Here is a 15,619-nt window from a genome sequence, read left to right as displayed (position 1 = left end):
GCTTTCGGTCTCAGCGCGCACAGTTAAATCAAAACAACGCCACAATAACGCCAGTGTCGATTTCGATCAATCGGCATCGGCGCGGCCAGCGCCGTTTTCCTTGTCCGGCGCATCCGCCATTGACAGGCTTGCCATGCCAACCCTATTTTAGTCCCGTACTGTCAACAGGATGTGACGAGATCCGTGTTCCATTTGTTAAGAGCTGGCCGGTCATATACGCGCATTTCGAATCTATCCACATTGGGACGATTGCACCATGATTGAATTTGACGCGGCTGCCGAAAGCGAAAAAAGGAATAGCGGACCGGTGGTCAAAAAACGTACCGGCATCCTCAAAGATCCGCGCTATGCCGGACACTGCATGGGGCCGGGTGAACCGGAATGCCCTGAACGGCTGGATGTGCTCAATGCCCTGCTTCTGGAGCCTGATCTGAGCGGCTGTTTTATGGACATCTTGCCGAGAATGGCTGAAAAGGACGAGCTTCAGCGCGTCCATTCGGCGGATTACATCCGTCGCCTGGAAGCCACGTCGGGGCGCGGATCCGTCTACCTGGACGAGGACACCCGCACCTCCTCCTTATCCAACGAAGTGGCCCAACTGGCAGCCGGGGGGCTGTGCCGGGCGATCGAAGCCGTCCATGACGGGCGGGTGGACAACGCCTTCGCCCTGGTCCGTCCTCCGGGGCACCATGCCGAACGGACCGCAGCCAGGGGCTTCTGCCTGTACAACAATGTGGCCGTCGCCGCCCACTTCGCCCAAAGTAAACTGGGATTGGCACGCGTCCTGGTCGTGGATTGGGACCTGCATCACGGCAACGGCACCCAGCACTGCTTCGAAGGCGATCCGACGGTGCTCTTTTTCTCCACCCACCAGGCCTTTACCTATCCCCACAGCGGAAGTCTGCGCGAGATCGGCAAAGGCAAGGGAAAAGGTTTTACCGTGAATGTCCCGCTTTTGCCCGGCTTCGGCGACGGCGAGTATCTGATGATTTTCGAACGGTTGTTAAAGCCCATCGCCCTGGAGTTCAAACCGGATATCATCCTGGTCAGCGCCGGTTTCGACATCCATTTTAACGACCCCCTCGGGGGGATGAAAGTGACCCCGTCAGGTTTTGCCGGCATGACCCGCATCCTTATGGACATCGCCGACGCGTGCTGCCAAGGAAAACTGGTGATGACGCTGGAAGGTGGATATAACCTGGAAGCGCTCAGGGATTCGGTGCGCGAGGTGTTAAGAGAGATGGCCGGCCGGCAGAGGACCGATATTCAAAATGCCATTGCATCCGTGAATCCCAAAAAAACCGCTTACGTCCTTTGGCGGGTTAAACAGGTACATCGAAAATACTGGAAAAGCCTGGCCTGGCCATCGACCGGCGACCCCACGGCCGTCCCTTCGAGAATGGATCGCTTCAGGGGAAACCTCTCCAGATGGAGAGCCTATTTCATGAGTTGACCGAAAAGGAGGACGCCGCTCCCATGCCGTTCAGGGAATCCATCAGACAGCTCGCCAAGAAGATGCAAACCTGCGAGGAGTGGCTAGAACTGGTCAGGGATCTGCACGAACCGATCCAGACCGGCAGCCTGCCGGCGGAACTGCACATGCGATGGGCCGGCACGGATGACCTGATGGCGATCAACGCCCTGCAGGGGTTTGTGAAAGAGACCGATTTCATGGAGGCCTCGCTGCGCAGGGGAGATCGCTGCCTGGTTTTAGAGCAGGACGAGCGCATCTGTGCATTTGCCTGGGCAACCTTCACCGATTTCAGACTCGCGCTCTGGTATACCCTCAAACTGCCTCCCGGATGGTCCTACCTGGTCTACATTTTCGTTCATCCCCAATTTGCCGGACGGGGCGTTGGTTCGTTCTTATTGGGTTCGCTGATGGCGGCTGTTCGCGATCAGGGTGGCAGCCATATGGTTGCAGGCATGTACAGCAATTGGCATGCATCCATCCGCATGCATACCAAAATGGGATTCCGCATTCACCGTCGCCTGACCCAGTGCAAACTGCTCAGCATTTTCCCCACGCCGCCAACGTCAGCCTGATTCGCACCCATCTCGACAATGAGGCGCATACCGCCAGGTTGTGGGTGGGCATAGCGGTTTCATGACGTCATCATGGACAACCCGACTATTTTGAAAGATGGGTGCTACAGGCGGCATTCCAGGGGGGAGGCCAAAGGGGCTTTTTCAGGGCCATCGATGACAGGCAGGGCGGTTTTTTCGGCAACGGCGCGCAGCATGCCTTCGAACAGCCAGCGGTGCGTAGGCAGCAGGGCGTACCAATAGAGAATGCCGGCCAGACCGCGGGGCAGGAAGCGCGACACCATCTTCAATTCCACCCGGCCCTGGCCTTGAGAGGTAATCACGAACTCCAGCAGGGCGTCCCCCGGCGTCTTCATTTCGGCCAGCAGCAACAGGCGATGGGGTGCGTCCACGGCGACGACCCGCCAGAAATCCAGTCCGTCGCCCACGCGCAGGTCCGTGGGGTGGCGGCGTCCCCGCCGCAGGCCGGGACCTCCGGCCAGGCGGTCCATTAAGCCCCGCAGCCGCCACAGGCTGTCGGCGAAATACCAGCCATTCTTTCCGCCGACGGCCTGAACCGTCGGCCAGACCGTTTCCGGGTCACCCGCCAGGACGATTCGGTGGGCGCCGCCCAGCACCGTTCCGCCGGCATAATTGGCATCCCCGCAGGTGGTCCACTCGGGTGGCAGACTGCCGCCGCCGTCAAACCAGCAGGTGTCGACCTGTTCCTGGCGGATCCGGTCCAGCGCCTTGCGGATGGTCTGCCGGGTATCCATGAGATGGACCGGCACCAGGTCCCGGATGCGATGGTCCCGGCAGACGACCGGAATGCTCAATCCCTCGGCCAGGGGTTGGGCGATGGCAGCCGGCACCGGGGTCACCAGATGAACCCACTTGGCGCTGAGCCAGGGGGTCAGCACGGGAACGGGAATGATCAGGCGCCGCCCTAAGCCGGCCTCCCGGGCATACATCTGAATGATGTCCCGGTAGCTAAGCACATCCGGTCCGCCGATATCGAAGGTCTGGCCGGCCGTTTCGGGAACCGCCAGGCAGCCCTCCAGGTAATCCAGCACGTTGCCGATGGCGATGGGCTGGCAGGGCGTCTGGACCCAGCGGGGGGTGATCATCACCGGCAGGCGATCCGTCAAATAGCGCAGCATTTCGAAGGAAGCACTGCCCGAGCCCAGGATCATGGCCGCCCGCAGGTTGGTGACCGTTGCGGGGCCCAATTGAAGGATTCGTTCCACTTCGTGCCGCGATTGGAGGTGGTGACTCAGGGCCTCGTGATCCGGCTCGCCCAGGCCGCCCAGGTAGATGATGCGGGACAACTGGTGTTGTTGGGCAGCCGCAACCATGTTTTCTGCCGCCGTTCGATCCGCGTCGGCAAAACGCCCCTTGTGGGCATTCATGGAATGGATCAGGTAATAGGCCGTCCCGCAGCCCTTGGCGGCCCGGATGAACGCATTCCGGTCCAGGGCGTCACCGGCGGCAATTTCCAAATTTTCATGGCCGCCCCAGGGCCGGCATCGCAGCCGCTCGGGGGAGCGGGCCATGGCGCGCACCCGGTGGTCGCCGGCCAGCAGGCGCGGAATGAGCCGTCCGCCCACATAGCCGGTGCCGCCGGTAACCAGGATGGGTTTGGCGGTTGCAGTCATAATTGCTGATTTATCCGATTAATCAAAAAAAACCAACGGCTATTTGGCATCCGGCCGGTCACTTTCCCCCACCGAAGGCCTTTTCGATCTCTGCGTCGAGTTCCTCATTGCCGTTTTTGGCTTTGAACTCCTGCCATTTGGCGCTGTCCTGCTGATAGCCGGAGATCACCTGCCGTCGGATGCTCTCCTTTACCTCCACGGTTTCCAGAACAGCCAGCACATAGATATCTTCGCTGGGGGAAATCCACGTGTCCTTTTCCCGGGAACCGGCCAGCGTCTCGTCGGTGACCAGTTTGGAGACTTGCTTGGAAAAGGCATCCATGGTCTGGTCGTCGCCGAGACCCGTCTGCTGGGCAAAGGTATTCACCAGCCCCCGGACCTTGACCGACACCTGCCGGGCCAGTTCACTGCGGGCGTTGGCCAGTGCCTCGGTGCGGGCGAACTGGATGCCGCCCTTGCCGATGCGGGCCGATCCCACGGCATGAAATCCGTTGCCGCTGGTCTGAGCCAATACCCAATCCGGCGCATACTCGTACTCTTTTTCGAAGCGTTCGTTGTCGATCTTCTTCACCTTCTTGCCGCAGCCTGCCAGGACCAGCACCAGGGCCAGGCACAGCATAGTCAGGACGATCAGTGTTCGTTTCATGATGCCTCCTGCAAAATAGGTTTGATTTCGGTTGTCGACGCTCTTGAGCCGGCGGTTATTCGGCCGCCACACCCAGGGTGCTGAGGGCACGCACAAGCTTGTGTTCAACCTGCTCCGCCACGCCTTCCACGGCCCGGCGGGCCGCTTCACCTTCGTTCACATGGCCTTTTCTGACGCTTTCGTCGAAGCTGGCAATCTGCCCGTCGGTGTCCATATCCAGCAGTTGAACGTCGGCCATGGCCCTGATGAACCGTACATCCGGATTGCCCAGGTCCAGGGGCTCCACACGGACCGTTCCGGTGATCAGGCCGGCCGCTTCATCCCGGTAGGGCGTAAGCGTGTAGCCATCGCCGGACAGCAGGGCATTGAGACGCCGGGTGAAAGGCGGCGCCGGATTGCCTTCCAGCTGAACATGCAAGGAAACGTCACGGGCCATGCGTTCGCGCTGGGCGATAATGTCCGAGCGATCGTCGAGGCCAGGCATCACCGGACGTCCCAGAACCGAAAGCCGGTTTTCGATGACCGCCTGGCGAACCATCAGTGCGGTGATGCGGTTCAGGGCCGCCAGCCGCGAAAGCCGTCCCTTGACGCCGGCAAGCGCTTCCATCTGGCCGTCAATGGTCAGCCGGGTTTCCGCCAACTCACGCTGCCACCGACCCACCGCCTGCCGTCGGTCCAATACGGCAAGTGCCCGGAATCCGCCGCCGGCGTCATCCGGCCGGACGCTGCCGATGCGGGCGCCTTTCAACTGAACGTCGGTATGGATGCGAACCGTCTGTTCCACCTGCCTGTCAAACTGCTCCGGCAGGCCCTCCCCCATCCACGAGGTGGCCTGCTGGACGGTCCGGGCATAGACCCGGGACTCGAAAATAGCGGCCAGTTCGGCCATTGCCGCCCGTTTGGCCTCCCCTTCGGTGGCCCCGGCAGCCTCGGCGGTCAGGAACCGGTCGTCGGGAAACGATTCCGCCTCCGGTTTTATTTCGTCAGGTGTCGATCCCGCACAACCGGCGGCCGCCAGCATGACCAGGGTAAGGACCATCCGTTGCAGTCGTTTCATCGGTATTCTCCCATGGGCGGCTGTGATCGAGAAAGCGCCGCTATTGTGTCGATTGAACCCTCCCCGCGGCAAGCCGCAGGGAGGGTTCACCGTAAGGAATGAAGTCTATTTTCAGTTCGCTCGCTGACCCCGCCGCAAGCGGCGAGGAATGCGCTCGCTATCGCGGTTCAACCCGTGGCGGAACCGGGTAGCGAAGGTCCCGGAACAGGTACCGGGTGGTTCCCGGCTCCACGATCAGGGCATCGAAGTCGGACCAGGTTGCGCCGCATGCCTCGAGTTCGACCGTATACTCGCCGGCGGGGACAGCCATCCGGGTCATGTAAATCCGGCCGGGCAGGGTTCGCCAGCTGCGGGTATCCGCCCGTTCCACCAGCAGGATATTGACCAGGTTCAGGATCGCCTCGATGGTCCGCTGATCGTTGCGGTTGTCGCTAGATCGGGCGATGCTGTGTATGGCCACCTGTTTGGCTGCGGCCCTGGCGATCGCCTTGGCCAGGATTCGTCCCTTGCGGTCCTCGAGATTCTTGACGGCGATGCGGTTGATGTCCTCCACCAGCACCAGGTCCGACTCGAAGAATTGGTCGGGGCCATAAAGATTCAGGCGACCCTGGCTGCAGCGGGGCAGTGTGACCACCATTCGCGGAAAGGCAACGCCGACGGGGCCATGGGGGGTCGGGATCACCACCATGTCCTGAACTTTCTGGGGCGCATACCCGGCGAATGTGATGAACACCAGCTTGGCCTGGTCCGGTGCGTCGTCAAAGCGGCGCGACTGGCGGTTTTGATCGGCGGAAACCAGGCCTTCGATGTCCGCCATGCGGTCAACGGCCCACGCCGCCCGCACCAGGTCCGCCATCAGCATTTCCGGCAGGGCCGTGCCGTATGCCCGGTAGTCCTCCCGGTAGACCGCAACGGCCCGGCGGTAGTCGATGAAGGCCTCGTCCCAGGCGCCGTCCGCCTCGTGAAGGATGCCGCTCAGGTATCGGGCGAACGCATCCTCCTTGTAAACGTTCTTCTTTTCGTATTTGTCGTTGAAAATCGCCAGCAGCGTATCCAACCGCCGGGCTTCCACGAGGGCCTCGTCAGGTTGGCCGGCCTGCAGGAAGCCGATGGCGGACATCAGGTGAATCATCACCCGCTCGAAATCCTCGCCGGCGTAAGCCAGGAGGCTGTCGTTGGTCACCAGGGAAAGCGCATTGCGGGAGATGCTCTCGGTCCATAGTCGCTCGGCTAGGTCCTCGGCTCTGCGAAAGTGGGCTTGGGCTGCATCGAGGTTCCCGCACTGCATGTTTACCATGGCCGCATCCAGCAGGTAGATCAGCCGCTGGTTGCTGCCGTATGCACCATCGCTTTCGTCGATGAGGGCAATCGCCGCCGGGCAGTCACCGCTTGCCAGATTGTGGTCCAGCCGGGAATAAACATTGCCGCCAGCACAGCCGGAGACGATCAGGCAGATCATGACGATGGGCAGCAGATAGGGCATACGGGCCTGCAAAGATGGTGTCCGACTCAAAAACCGAAGCGGCTGCGCTTGACCAGCTTCTTGATTTTTTTCTCGCCGATCCACGCCTTGCGTTGGCTCTGGATGTCGATCAATTCCAGGTTGACCTGGTAGTACTTGACCTCCTTGCCTTCGACCCGGTCGGAGATGGTGTTGATGGACCCCTGAAGCATGAAATCGGCACCGAGCTCTTCGCCCTCCGCTTTGGCTGTTGCTTCGGAGGCGTTGGCCGCCTGGTCCTTTCTTTCCTCGCGAACCTCTGTGCGCTGGCTGCTGCCGGCGACAAATTCCACTTCGCCGGCATTGATCAGGGCGCGTTCCAGGTCCTTGACGAATGTCTGGGTGTTGATGTGTTCGTCACTGCGGTTGCGCACCGAACCCACGATCACCACCGGGTCCTTGCCCGTGCCGGCCCGGTAGCGGTCGATCCAGGGCCGGGAAAGGACGTCGCTGATCATCTCTTCGGACACCAATCGGGAATCCGTGTCGTTCCAGCGGCCGCTCAGATCCACGGTCTGGTCGACGTCCATTCGATCCACTTTTACCGACGCGCAACCGGCCAGCATCATGCCAACCGCCAGGGTTATCCACATTCTTTTCCACACGGTGTTCTCGAACATGCCTGAATCGCTCCTCATGCTGCAATTTTTTAACAGTTGGGGTCTCGGCAAGAATTGACCATCGCTGCGGCCGGAGATGGAATATGCATCCCGGCGCTCTCTTCCCCGCTTACAAATCGTTGATGGCATCCACCAGCTGTCGCAGCCGTCCGAAATCCCGCTTGTTGAAATCCACCACCAACCGGGACAGATGAGCCAGTTCCGGTTCGTTGATTTCATCGTCAAGGGGGCCGGACAGATGCATCTTGCCTCCGGGAATTAATAGGTCAGCGAACGCTTTTTCCAGCGCGTCCACATGTTCTGGGTCCAGCGGCGTGGACATGCGCATGACCAACTGGTCGTCCACGTAGCGCAGGCTGTGATACCGCGAGTAAAAATGACGGATCCGGGCCACGGCATCCTCGGGACGGGTCACCCGCTCGATCAGGCCGAAGTCGTCATGTGAGATGTAGCCGTGGCCGGAGAGTTCGTTGTCAAGGAAACTGAACAGATGATCCCAGTACGTCCCGTCCGGTTCGTCGATGCAAAACAGGGGCAGTGGATAGAGTTTGCCGGTCTGCAGCAGGGTAATTGACTCCATGGCCTCATCCAGGGTGCCGAAGCCGCCAGGGAACAGGACCACCGCGTCGGCCTCCTTTAAAAAGGCCACCTTGCGGTTGAAAAAATATTTGTAGGTGATGTGGCGGGGATTGCCCACCAGCACGGGATTGGGCTTCTGTTCGAAGGGCAGGCGGATATTGACGCCGAAGGAGTGTTCCGGACCGGCCCCTTCGTTGGTCGCCTGCATGATCCCGGGACCGCCGCCGGTAATCACCATGAACCCGGCATCGGCCAGCTTTTTCCCCAGATCCGTGGCCATGCGATACAAGGGCGTATCGGACCGGGTCCGGGCCGAGCCGAACACGGTCACTTTGCGTACCTTTCGGTAGGGACTGAAGACTTTGGCGGTAAAGCGCATCTCCTTCATGGATGAGTTCATCAGCTTCAGGTCGGCGCGACCGCCGTTCTCCTGACCGGCCTTAAGCCCCGCCAGGATGATTTCGCGCACGATGTCCGGGTGGGCGACGTCGCCCACCTGCGCAATCAACCCGTCGATGGCATCGTCCACCGGGCCGTTGGTGCGTGTGAAATGCAGGACCACGGGTTGGGACGAGCTTTTGCTGCTGCTATCCGGCATCAAATGGGTTCCTTGTGATAAAGGTTAACTCGTTTCTGGCCAGTCACTCACTATAAAATAACCATTGTAACCGTTTTTTCAGGATTCGCAAGCACCGGGTTGCCTGTCACCGACGTCCGGTCGGAAGACGGCTGAGGATGTTACAACGCCATTAAGTGTGATTATAATGCAGTAATAACGAAACAAGGGAGACTCGCCATGCAGTTTTCAGCGTTTACCCGTGCAGGAAACGTGCTGACCCTCGACGTCCGGTCGGAGATCCGCGCGGCCCGATACAAGGCAATCTGTAAGGATATGGACCAAGCGGTGAATGAACTGGGCCGTGTTCGCCTGGTGCTGGTCATGCGTCACTATCCTTCATTCAATAGTGCCGAGGATTTTTACGATGACCTGCGATTCCTGAGGATTTACGACCACGCCATCGACAAGGTGGCCGTCGTGTGCGACCGGTTCTGGAAGGATACATGGGTGGGCATTTTCAGCCTGTTCAGCGGTATCCGCATGGATTTTTTCGAAATGACGCAGGTGGATGAGGTGACCCGATGGATCCAGAGCGACTAGTGACGGATTCGTAAGAAGTCCGATATCTGCGTTACGCTTCATCCCTCGTCACTGCAAAGTACCATAAGTACTCCTCATTTCTCGGGATTTGCAAGCCTTGATCTCGGACTTCTTGCGAATCCGTCTGGAAAACAAGTGTTTACGAGTTCGTCAATGGTAGCTTAATTTTGAAGTCCGTTCTATAAATAGGAAATCAAAATCACTATCAGCTGTTGACTTCTGTCCTTGTGTAATTTGTTATTTGCCTAAGATTTGGTTCAGGCAACGTTTTGTTTCCTGTTAATTGGCTTGCAGAGGTTGATCCCGCTTCATCTGCATGAATACAAGGCAATGGATAACCTATGAAATTCAAGACGCTCACTTTTCAAAATGTCGACGGCGAGACCCTTTCCGGGCGGCTGGATCTGCCGTTGGGGGCAGCCCCGGACGCCTATGCGATTTTTGCCCACTGCTTTACCTGCAGCAAACACACCAAGGCCGTGGCGGCTGTCAGCCATGCCTTGACGCGCAGGGGTATCGCCGTGCTGCGGTTCGACTTTACCGGCCTGGGAGACAGTGAAGGCGATTTTTCGGATACGACCTTCTCCAGCAACGTAGCCGACCTGATCACTGCCGCCGGATATCTGGAGGCGCAATACGCAGCGCCGAAAATCCTTGTCGGTCACTCCTTCGGCGGCACCGCCTGCCTCAAGGCCGCCGGTCATCTGCCCGGCGTAAAGGCGGTGGCGACCATCGGTTCGCCGTTCGACCCGGCGCATGTCCAGCATCTGCTGGGCAATGCCCGCGAGGAAATAGAAAAAAGCGGGGAGGCGTCGGTGACACTGGCCGGCCGGCCGTTTCGAATCAAGCGCCAGTTTCTGGAAGACCTGGACCGGGCGGACATGATGGAGGTGCTGCCGAAGCTGAATCGTGCCCTGCTGGTCCTGCACTCGCCTGTGGACGAGGTGGTCGGCATCGACAATGCGGCCCGGATCTACCAGGCGGCGAAGCACCCGAAGAGCTTCATCTCGCTGGACACCGCCGACCACATGCTGGGCCGGCCGGCGGATGCCGAGTATGCGGGCAGTGTGATTGCCGGATGGGCCGCCAGGTATATCGATGCCAGGGAGAAGACAGCGGACCGGCCCCCGGCGGGTGAGCACCGGGTGGTCACCCGCATCGGCAGGAACGGTTACCGGACCGAAATCACGGCCGGCAGCCACCGTTTGGTTGCCGATGAGCCGGCCGATATGGGGGGGACCGATACCGGACCGTCGCCCTACGATCTGCTGGCGGCGGGGCTGGGTGCCTGCACGGCCATCACCCTGCGGATGGTTGCCGATCGGAAAGAATGGCCGCTGGAGACGGTCACGGTATCACTGGTGCACCGCAAGGTCAATGCGGTACACTGCCGCGACGGCGAGACCCGGACGGGCAAGCTCGATCGTATCGAACGGGTGATCGATATGACCGGGTCCCTAACGGCGAAACAGCGACAGCGGCTGATGGAAATTGCCGACCGCTGCCCGGTGCACCGGACACTTCGCAGCGAAATCGATGTGGTCACTACGGAGAAATCACCGACGGATGAGAAGGATGCCTAATCGTCGAGACCGCCATCACTCCCGTAAGCCGTAGTGAAACATCTCATAGTGGGTCTTGCCGCCTAGCAAGGCATCCATCTTCTCCTGGATTGCCTGTCTCTCCTTGCTCAGCAGCCATTTTTCCCAATCCGAGGCAGATTCCCAGGTGCTGATGACCAGGAACACATCGGGACGGTCGTTGCTTTTCATCGTTTCGCCGGAGATGTAGCCGGGCTGGGCCGTGGCCAGCGAACGCATCTCCCTGAACAGCTGAAGCATTTGCCTGCCTTTGTCTCCGGGAACCGTGCGGGTGATAAGGACTTTGACACTCATGGGAGCCTCCTTTTTCCTGTGGGGTGAAGACGCGTGCAATCGTTCGTTGTGGATGAGCTGCAATTTGATTTACCGGCAATTGAGAGGAAACGGCGCTAAATGAGATCGATGGATAGGATGACCGGTTGCCGGACTTAAAGGTAATTCACTTCATTTAATGACGATATCAACGGATTGTCAAACGGATATTGAAAGCCTCCGCCTTGAAAAATGTCCCATATAGGCATGGGGGGAGCTGAACGGGTAGGTCATTCACCCAGATCGACCACCACGCGTCCCTTCTGCAGACCTTTCAGGATCAGGTCGATGTTTTCATTCAGTCCGTTCAGGCCGATCTCCTTGCACAGGTCCGACAGGCCCTCGACCTTCCAGGCGCTGGCCAGGTGTTTCCACACGTTCAGCCGGACATCCATGGGGCAGTTCTGGGAGTCGATGCCGATCAGCCGGACGCCGCGCAGGATGAAGGGAAAGACGGTCAACGAAAGGTTCGGCGAGGCCACGTTGCCGCAGCAGGTGACGGTGCCCCAGGGCTGCGTGGATTTGATGGCCGTGGCCAGGATCTCCCCGCCCACGGTGTCCACCACACCGGCCCACTGGGCCTTGAGCAGCGGCCGGCCGCTGGTGTCGGCGGCCTCCTCCCGGGATACGATCTGCGACGCGCCGATGCCGCTGAGAAATGCCGCTTCGGCCGTCTTGCCGGTGACGGCCGCCACCGTAAATCCCAGCTTGGCCAGCACGGCCACGGCAATGCTGCCCACCCCGCCGGTGGCGCCGGTGACCAGCACCGGGCCGTCTTCGGGCTTGACCCGTTCGGTGAGAAAAAGAATGCCCATGCCGGCGGTAAAACCGGCCGTGCCGAAGATCATGCTCTCTTTCAGGGTGAGGCCCTCGGGCAGCGGCACCACCCAGCCGGCCGGCACCCGCACGTACTGGCCGAATCCGCCCGAGGTGTTCATGCCCAGGTCGTAGCCGGTCACCAGCACCTTGTCCCCCTTTTTGAACGCATCTACCCGGCTGTCGGCAACCGTGCCCGCGGCGTCGATGCCCGGCGTGTGGGGGTAGCTGCGGGTGACGCCTTTGTTGCCGATGGCCGACAGGGCGTCCTTGTAATTCAAAGAGGAGTAGTTCACCCGAATGAGCACATCCCCGTCGGGCAGGTCACCGACCGTTCTCTTTTGGATTTGCCGCACATAGGTTTTGTCTTCGCCGGCCTCGACGACCAACGCGTTGAAGGTTTCAGATGTCATCCTGCGTATCTCCTTTGGCTATAAGTGTGAACACTTTCAGGTCCGGGGGGTGTACTGGCGCTTAAGCCACAGAGCCAGGCCGTCCAGTCCGGGAAACAGGGTGCGTTCGGTAATGTTGGCCTGGTCAAGCTTGTCGCGGATCTCCCACTTGAGTTCCCTGGGGATGATGATCCGGCCGCAAATATCCGGATGCTGCTCCAGCCACAGATCCAGCTGCGCGGTGGGACTGGACATGACCGAAAAAAAGGCGAACTGGTTGACGATGCGGGCATCGATGGACGGCGGCTCGAAAAACAGCACCAAATCATCGCCCAGGGCGTCGAAACCCTTGATGTCGCCCAAGGCATGTTCAAGCATCTCCAGGGTGAAGGCATTGGCCCCGACGTTGACCAGTTCGTCAGAAAGCGGATGGGGCAGCATCTTGTTGATCTTGACGTAGTCGGCAAACCAGATGGCGCCGTCGCAGTCGAAATGATCCGTGTCCGCCGTGGCGAAATGGGCTGCCACAAACGGGGAATAGGTCCAGTCCAGCAGACGGGTGGGCAGCCCGTGGTGCTGGGCCACAGTCATCCAGCGCCAGTTCGAGGCGTTTTCACCGGTCCAGGGCATCTCGGCATACTTGCTGAAATTACGCAGCAGGTGGTACTCTAAATGCGAGTGGGCGCCGCATCGCCGCATGAAACTGGTCTTCAGGTCGTAGGCCGTGTCCGAAAGCCCCCTGAAGGCATAGTTGGATCGGAAGCGCAAGAGCGCGTCCTGCCAGGAGTTGTCGTAGAGTCGTTCGCACAGCTCGCACCAGCTTTCCACCCGGACATCGTTGCTTCGTTCGGACGCGTCGATCATTGGGGGCTCCCGGCGCTGTGCCTGATGAACGAGCCATCCCGGTATTCCTGAAACGCCAGCTCCAGTTCCACCCGGGTGTTCATGACAATGGGCCCCTGCCAGGCCACCGGTTCCCCGATGGGCCTGCCGGAGACCATCAGGAACCGGAAAGCATCGTCGCCGGTGGCTGCCGCGACACGATCGCCGTCTGCAAAGGCCACCAGGGTGCCGTTCTCCAGAGCCGGGGTGTCAACCGTCTCGGCAAAACCGCCTCGACCCGCCACGACATACGCAAAAAGCGTGTATCCCGGAGTGACGGCATGGCTGAAACGGGTGTTCGGCGGCATGGACACGTCCAGATATTGGGGGTCGATGACGATGTCGGTGACCGGCCCTTTCACATCACCCACCCGGCCGCAGACCACCCTGACGCGAATTCCGCCGTCCAAAATTACCTCGGGAATCTGACGGGCCGGAATTTCCTGATAGCGCGGGGCCATCATTTTGTGCGTAGCAGGAAGATTGGCCCACAGTTGAAATCCTCCCATTTTGCCCATGGCGTCGCCCCGGGGCATTTCCTGATGGACGATGCCGCTGCCGGCAGTCATCCACTGCACGTCTCCCGGTCCGATGGTTCCCGTGTTGCCCATGCTGTCACCATGCGCCACGGAGCCGTCAAACATGTAAGTAATGGTCTCCATGCCCCGGTGGGGGTGCCAGGGAAAACCCTTGAGATAATGTTCGGGACGAGAAGAACGGAAATCGTCAAGCAACAGAAACGGATCGAATCCGGGAGCTTCGCTGTGGCCGAAGGCCCGCTTGAGATGAACGCCGGCTCCCTCGATCACCGGCTGGCTCTGGGTCGTTCGTCGGGGCTTTCTCAGGACACTCATGGTGACGCCTTTCGTGTGGCCCGGATCGCCTCACGGACGACCGGCCGTTTTTCCGGTATCGCATCGATCGCCCCGAATCCGGCCGCACAGGCAGCGGGCATGCCATCCACGGACAAAACCACCGCCGGGAACGAGGGGTTTATAAAACGCTGGTCATGGGTCATTTTTTGGGTCGGTATCGACTAAAATAGTGCAAAGAAGCACTACCGTCAAATAGTTGTCTTCCAACGCGGGAAAAAGCATGGCAGGGAAAATTGACTTGGATCACAAAAGAGTCGACGGAACGCCCGGCAAACCCGATTGGCGTGTTTGATGGAATATTGACCAGGCGGATATACCGGTTGGTCGAGGGTGCCGCCCTGGCCGACCCCCTGGCCTCGGCCATAGCCGGCGCCGGGCACGCCGATCAGTTCCTACTCTTGCCGGCGGCATCCGCCGCTTTCAGACCAAAGTGGTCGGTGCCTCCGGTAGGGCGCGGTGGCAGGGGCTACCAATGCCCTTCGGCATTGGGTTCGGACGTCAGCTTGACTTTTCCATCCGTAAAGGCCGCCACCACTTCACGAACCGAACCGCTCACATCACCACCGACTTTGATCCGCGCGGCGTTTAGAACCTTGAATGCATTGGGGCCGCAGTAACCGGTGAGCAGAACGTCGGCCTTTTTGTCACTGATCATGGTGGCGGCTTGAATCCCGGCGCCCTTGAAGGCGTTGACGTTTTCGGTGTTGTCCAGGACCTCGACCGTCAACGTGTCGGCGTCGACAATGAGAATATAGGCCGCCCGGCCAAAACGCGGATCCATGGGGGAATCCAAATCCTTTCCCGTGGATGTAACGGCAATTTTCATCGAATTTCCTCCCTCTTTGAGGGTTTATCGTCTACGTCCGTAGGTTTAGCATTCACCGTTTCGGGTGTGAAGAAAAACGGCGACCTCTGCCATGGACGTACACTCAGTGTCCGCCGCCACCACAGACCTGATCGTCGGCAATCATGGTCAGGCGTCCCGATATCAGGTCTTCCACCACCGGCCGGATATCCTGCCGCCGGTCGTCGTGGTAGACATCGATGCCTACCTGACGGAATCCCATGAGCGGACGCATACCAATGCCGCCCACGATCAGGGCATTGACCTGATTTTCCGCCAGCAGGTTCACCGGCACCATGCAGCCGCCCTGAACGTGATTCTGGTTGGGGATGGTGGAAATCTTTTCGATGACGCCATCCTTCACGTCCACCAGGGTAAAGGTGTCACAATGGCCAAAATGCCCCGCCCGTTTGCCGTCGAGACCACCCGCTTCCATCGAAGGGATGGCGATTCTTCCTTTTTCCATGTCAGTCACTTTCTCCTTTCCGTTATCATTGTTCGGCCCTCATGGCCGGTGTCATCAAGATCCGTTCCCATACCTGCTTCAGGTGAGCACCCGTCGGCCCGGTGCCGTCGAATTCCGGCAGCGTCTTCCCCTGCACCATGGCCCGGGTGAAGGCCTGATCGAAGGGAACGCGACCGACCACCGGCAAGT

At 59.8% G+C, this 15,619-nt stretch carries 16 protein-coding genes; 4 read left to right on the top strand and 12 right to left on the bottom strand.

The window, feature by feature from the left end; all coding sequences use genetic code 11:
* Positions 1-256 precede the first annotated feature (256 nt).
* Together ACZCED_RS16660 and ACZCED_RS16655 are read left to right on the top strand one after the other, a co-directional pair.
* Positions 257-1,453: a histone deacetylase family protein gene (locus ACZCED_RS16660; protein WP_464861235.1), complete on the top strand. Its 1,197-nt coding sequence runs from the start codon at positions 257-259 to the stop codon at positions 1,451-1,453.
* A complete protein-coding gene (locus tag ACZCED_RS16655) occupies positions 1,429-2,046 on the top strand; it encodes an N-acetyltransferase family protein (protein ID WP_462968550.1) in 618 nt (205 codons plus the stop codon). Before ACZCED_RS16660 ends, ACZCED_RS16655 begins: the two co-directional genes overlap by 25 nt.
* Positions 2,047-2,150: 104 nt before the next feature.
* Here the strand turns inward: ACZCED_RS16655 and ACZCED_RS16650 are convergent, their stop codons facing one another.
* The 6 genes from ACZCED_RS16650 to ACZCED_RS16625 form a co-directional block, all read right to left on the bottom strand.
* Entirely contained in the window at positions 2,151-3,680 is a 1,530-nt protein-coding gene (locus ACZCED_RS16650) for an SDR family oxidoreductase (RefSeq protein ID WP_464861234.1), read from the bottom strand.
* A 58-nt stretch (positions 3,681-3,738) separates the two neighbouring features.
* A complete protein-coding gene (locus ACZCED_RS16645) occupies positions 3,739-4,326 on the bottom strand; it encodes an LPP20 family lipoprotein (RefSeq protein WP_462968552.1) in 588 nt (195 codons plus the stop codon).
* Between the two features lie 55 nt (positions 4,327-4,381).
* Positions 4,382-5,383: a hypothetical protein gene (locus tag ACZCED_RS16640; RefSeq protein WP_462968553.1), complete on the bottom strand. Its 1,002-nt coding sequence runs from the start codon at positions 5,381-5,383 to the stop codon at positions 4,382-4,384.
* Positions 5,384-5,540: 157 nt separating this feature from the next.
* Positions 5,541-6,866, bottom strand: a complete 1,326-nt coding sequence (locus tag ACZCED_RS16635; RefSeq protein WP_462968554.1) for a COG3014 family protein — start codon at positions 6,864-6,866, stop codon at positions 5,541-5,543.
* Positions 6,867-6,892: 26 nt separating this feature from the next.
* Positions 6,893-7,504: a penicillin-binding protein activator LpoB gene (locus ACZCED_RS16630; RefSeq protein ID WP_462968555.1), complete on the bottom strand. Its 612-nt coding sequence runs from the start codon at positions 7,502-7,504 to the stop codon at positions 6,893-6,895.
* A gap of 109 nt (positions 7,505-7,613) precedes the next feature.
* Complete coding sequence (locus ACZCED_RS16625; RefSeq protein WP_464861233.1) at positions 7,614-8,681, bottom strand: LOG family protein; 1,068 nt, start codon at positions 8,679-8,681, stop codon at positions 7,614-7,616.
* Positions 8,682-8,879: 198 nt separating this feature from the next.
* Between ACZCED_RS16625 and ACZCED_RS16620 the strand changes: the two genes are divergently transcribed.
* Both ACZCED_RS16620 and ACZCED_RS16615 read left to right on the top strand, forming a co-directional pair.
* Positions 8,880-9,242: a SpoIIAA family protein gene (locus tag ACZCED_RS16620; RefSeq protein WP_462968557.1), complete on the top strand. Its 363-nt coding sequence runs from the start codon at positions 8,880-8,882 to the stop codon at positions 9,240-9,242.
* 341 nt (positions 9,243-9,583) lie between these two features.
* Positions 9,584-10,825 (top strand): bifunctional alpha/beta hydrolase/OsmC family protein, encoded by a 1,242-nt coding sequence (locus tag ACZCED_RS16615; RefSeq protein ID WP_464861232.1) that lies wholly within the window; start codon positions 9,584-9,586, stop codon positions 10,823-10,825.
* 15 nt (positions 10,826-10,840) lie between these two features.
* Here the strand turns inward: ACZCED_RS16615 and ACZCED_RS16610 are convergent, their stop codons facing one another.
* The 6 genes from ACZCED_RS16610 to ACZCED_RS16585 form a co-directional block, all read right to left on the bottom strand.
* Positions 10,841-11,137, bottom strand: a complete 297-nt coding sequence (locus ACZCED_RS16610) for an antibiotic biosynthesis monooxygenase family protein (protein WP_462968559.1) — start codon at positions 11,135-11,137, stop codon at positions 10,841-10,843.
* Positions 11,138-11,385: 248 nt separating this feature from the next.
* The gene (locus ACZCED_RS16605; RefSeq protein WP_464861231.1) at positions 11,386-12,384 is read right to left on the bottom strand and encodes a YhdH/YhfP family quinone oxidoreductase; all 999 of its coding nucleotides are present in this window, start codon (positions 12,382-12,384) and stop codon (positions 11,386-11,388) included.
* Between the two features lie 36 nt (positions 12,385-12,420).
* Positions 12,421-13,227 (bottom strand): FRG domain-containing protein, encoded by an 807-nt coding sequence (locus ACZCED_RS16600; RefSeq protein WP_464861230.1) that lies wholly within the window; start codon positions 13,225-13,227, stop codon positions 12,421-12,423.
* Positions 13,224-14,099 (bottom strand): pirin family protein, encoded by an 876-nt coding sequence (locus tag ACZCED_RS16595; RefSeq protein ID WP_464861229.1) that lies wholly within the window; start codon positions 14,097-14,099, stop codon positions 13,224-13,226. Before ACZCED_RS16595 ends, ACZCED_RS16600 begins: the two co-directional genes overlap by 4 nt.
* Positions 14,100-14,586: 487 nt before the next feature.
* Positions 14,587-14,946 carry a NifB/NifX family molybdenum-iron cluster-binding protein gene (locus ACZCED_RS16590; protein ID WP_462969393.1) on the bottom strand — a complete coding sequence of 120 codons (360 nt, stop codon included), beginning with the start codon at positions 14,944-14,946 and terminating at the stop codon, positions 14,587-14,589.
* 103 nt (positions 14,947-15,049) lie between these two features.
* A complete protein-coding gene (locus ACZCED_RS16585) occupies positions 15,050-15,430 on the bottom strand; it encodes a NifB/NifX family molybdenum-iron cluster-binding protein (RefSeq protein WP_462969394.1) in 381 nt (126 codons plus the stop codon).
* Positions 15,431-15,619: the final 189 nt, after the last annotated feature.

The sequence above is a fragment of the Desulfosarcina sp. genome (assembly GCF_055467485.1).
Note: the sequence above shows the minus strand (reverse complement) of the source record. Positions and strands in the feature narration are given on the sequence as shown.

Bases quoted from the DNA above. Each gene is read 5' to 3' on its own strand.
- ACZCED_RS16660 (WP_464861235.1), top strand. From the start codon at position 257: ATGATTGAATTTGACGCGGCTGCCGAAAGCGAAAAAAGGAATAGCGGA.
- ACZCED_RS16655 (WP_462968550.1), top strand. From the start codon at position 1,429: ATGGAGAGCCTATTTCATGAGTTGACCGAAAAGGAGGACGCCGCTCCC.
- ACZCED_RS16650 (WP_464861234.1), bottom strand. From the start codon at position 3,680: ATGACTGCAACCGCCAAACCCATCCTGGTTACCGGCGGCACCGGCTAT.
- ACZCED_RS16645 (WP_462968552.1), bottom strand. From the start codon at position 4,326: ATGAAACGAACACTGATCGTCCTGACTATGCTGTGCCTGGCCCTGGTG.
- ACZCED_RS16640 (WP_462968553.1), bottom strand. From the start codon at position 5,383: ATGAAACGACTGCAACGGATGGTCCTTACCCTGGTCATGCTGGCGGCC.
- ACZCED_RS16635 (WP_462968554.1), bottom strand. From the start codon at position 6,866: ATGCCCTATCTGCTGCCCATCGTCATGATCTGCCTGATCGTCTCCGGC.
- ACZCED_RS16630 (WP_462968555.1), bottom strand. From the start codon at position 7,504: ATGTTCGAGAACACCGTGTGGAAAAGAATGTGGATAACCCTGGCGGTT.
- ACZCED_RS16625 (WP_464861233.1), bottom strand. From the start codon at position 8,681: ATGCCGGATAGCAGCAGCAAAAGCTCGTCCCAACCCGTGGTCCTGCAT.
- ACZCED_RS16620 (WP_462968557.1), top strand. From the start codon at position 8,880: ATGCAGTTTTCAGCGTTTACCCGTGCAGGAAACGTGCTGACCCTCGAC.
- ACZCED_RS16615 (WP_464861232.1), top strand. From the start codon at position 9,584: ATGAAATTCAAGACGCTCACTTTTCAAAATGTCGACGGCGAGACCCTT.
- ACZCED_RS16610 (WP_462968559.1), bottom strand. From the start codon at position 11,137: ATGAGTGTCAAAGTCCTTATCACCCGCACGGTTCCCGGAGACAAAGGC.
- ACZCED_RS16605 (WP_464861231.1), bottom strand. From the start codon at position 12,384: ATGACATCTGAAACCTTCAACGCGTTGGTCGTCGAGGCCGGCGAAGAC.
- ACZCED_RS16600 (WP_464861230.1), bottom strand. From the start codon at position 13,227: ATGATCGACGCGTCCGAACGAAGCAACGATGTCCGGGTGGAAAGCTGG.
- ACZCED_RS16595 (WP_464861229.1), bottom strand. From the start codon at position 14,099: ATGAGTGTCCTGAGAAAGCCCCGACGAACGACCCAGAGCCAGCCGGTG.
- ACZCED_RS16590 (WP_462969393.1), bottom strand. From the start codon at position 14,946: ATGAAAATTGCCGTTACATCCACGGGAAAGGATTTGGATTCCCCCATG.
- ACZCED_RS16585 (WP_462969394.1), bottom strand. From the start codon at position 15,430: ATGGAAAAAGGAAGAATCGCCATCCCTTCGATGGAAGCGGGTGGTCTC.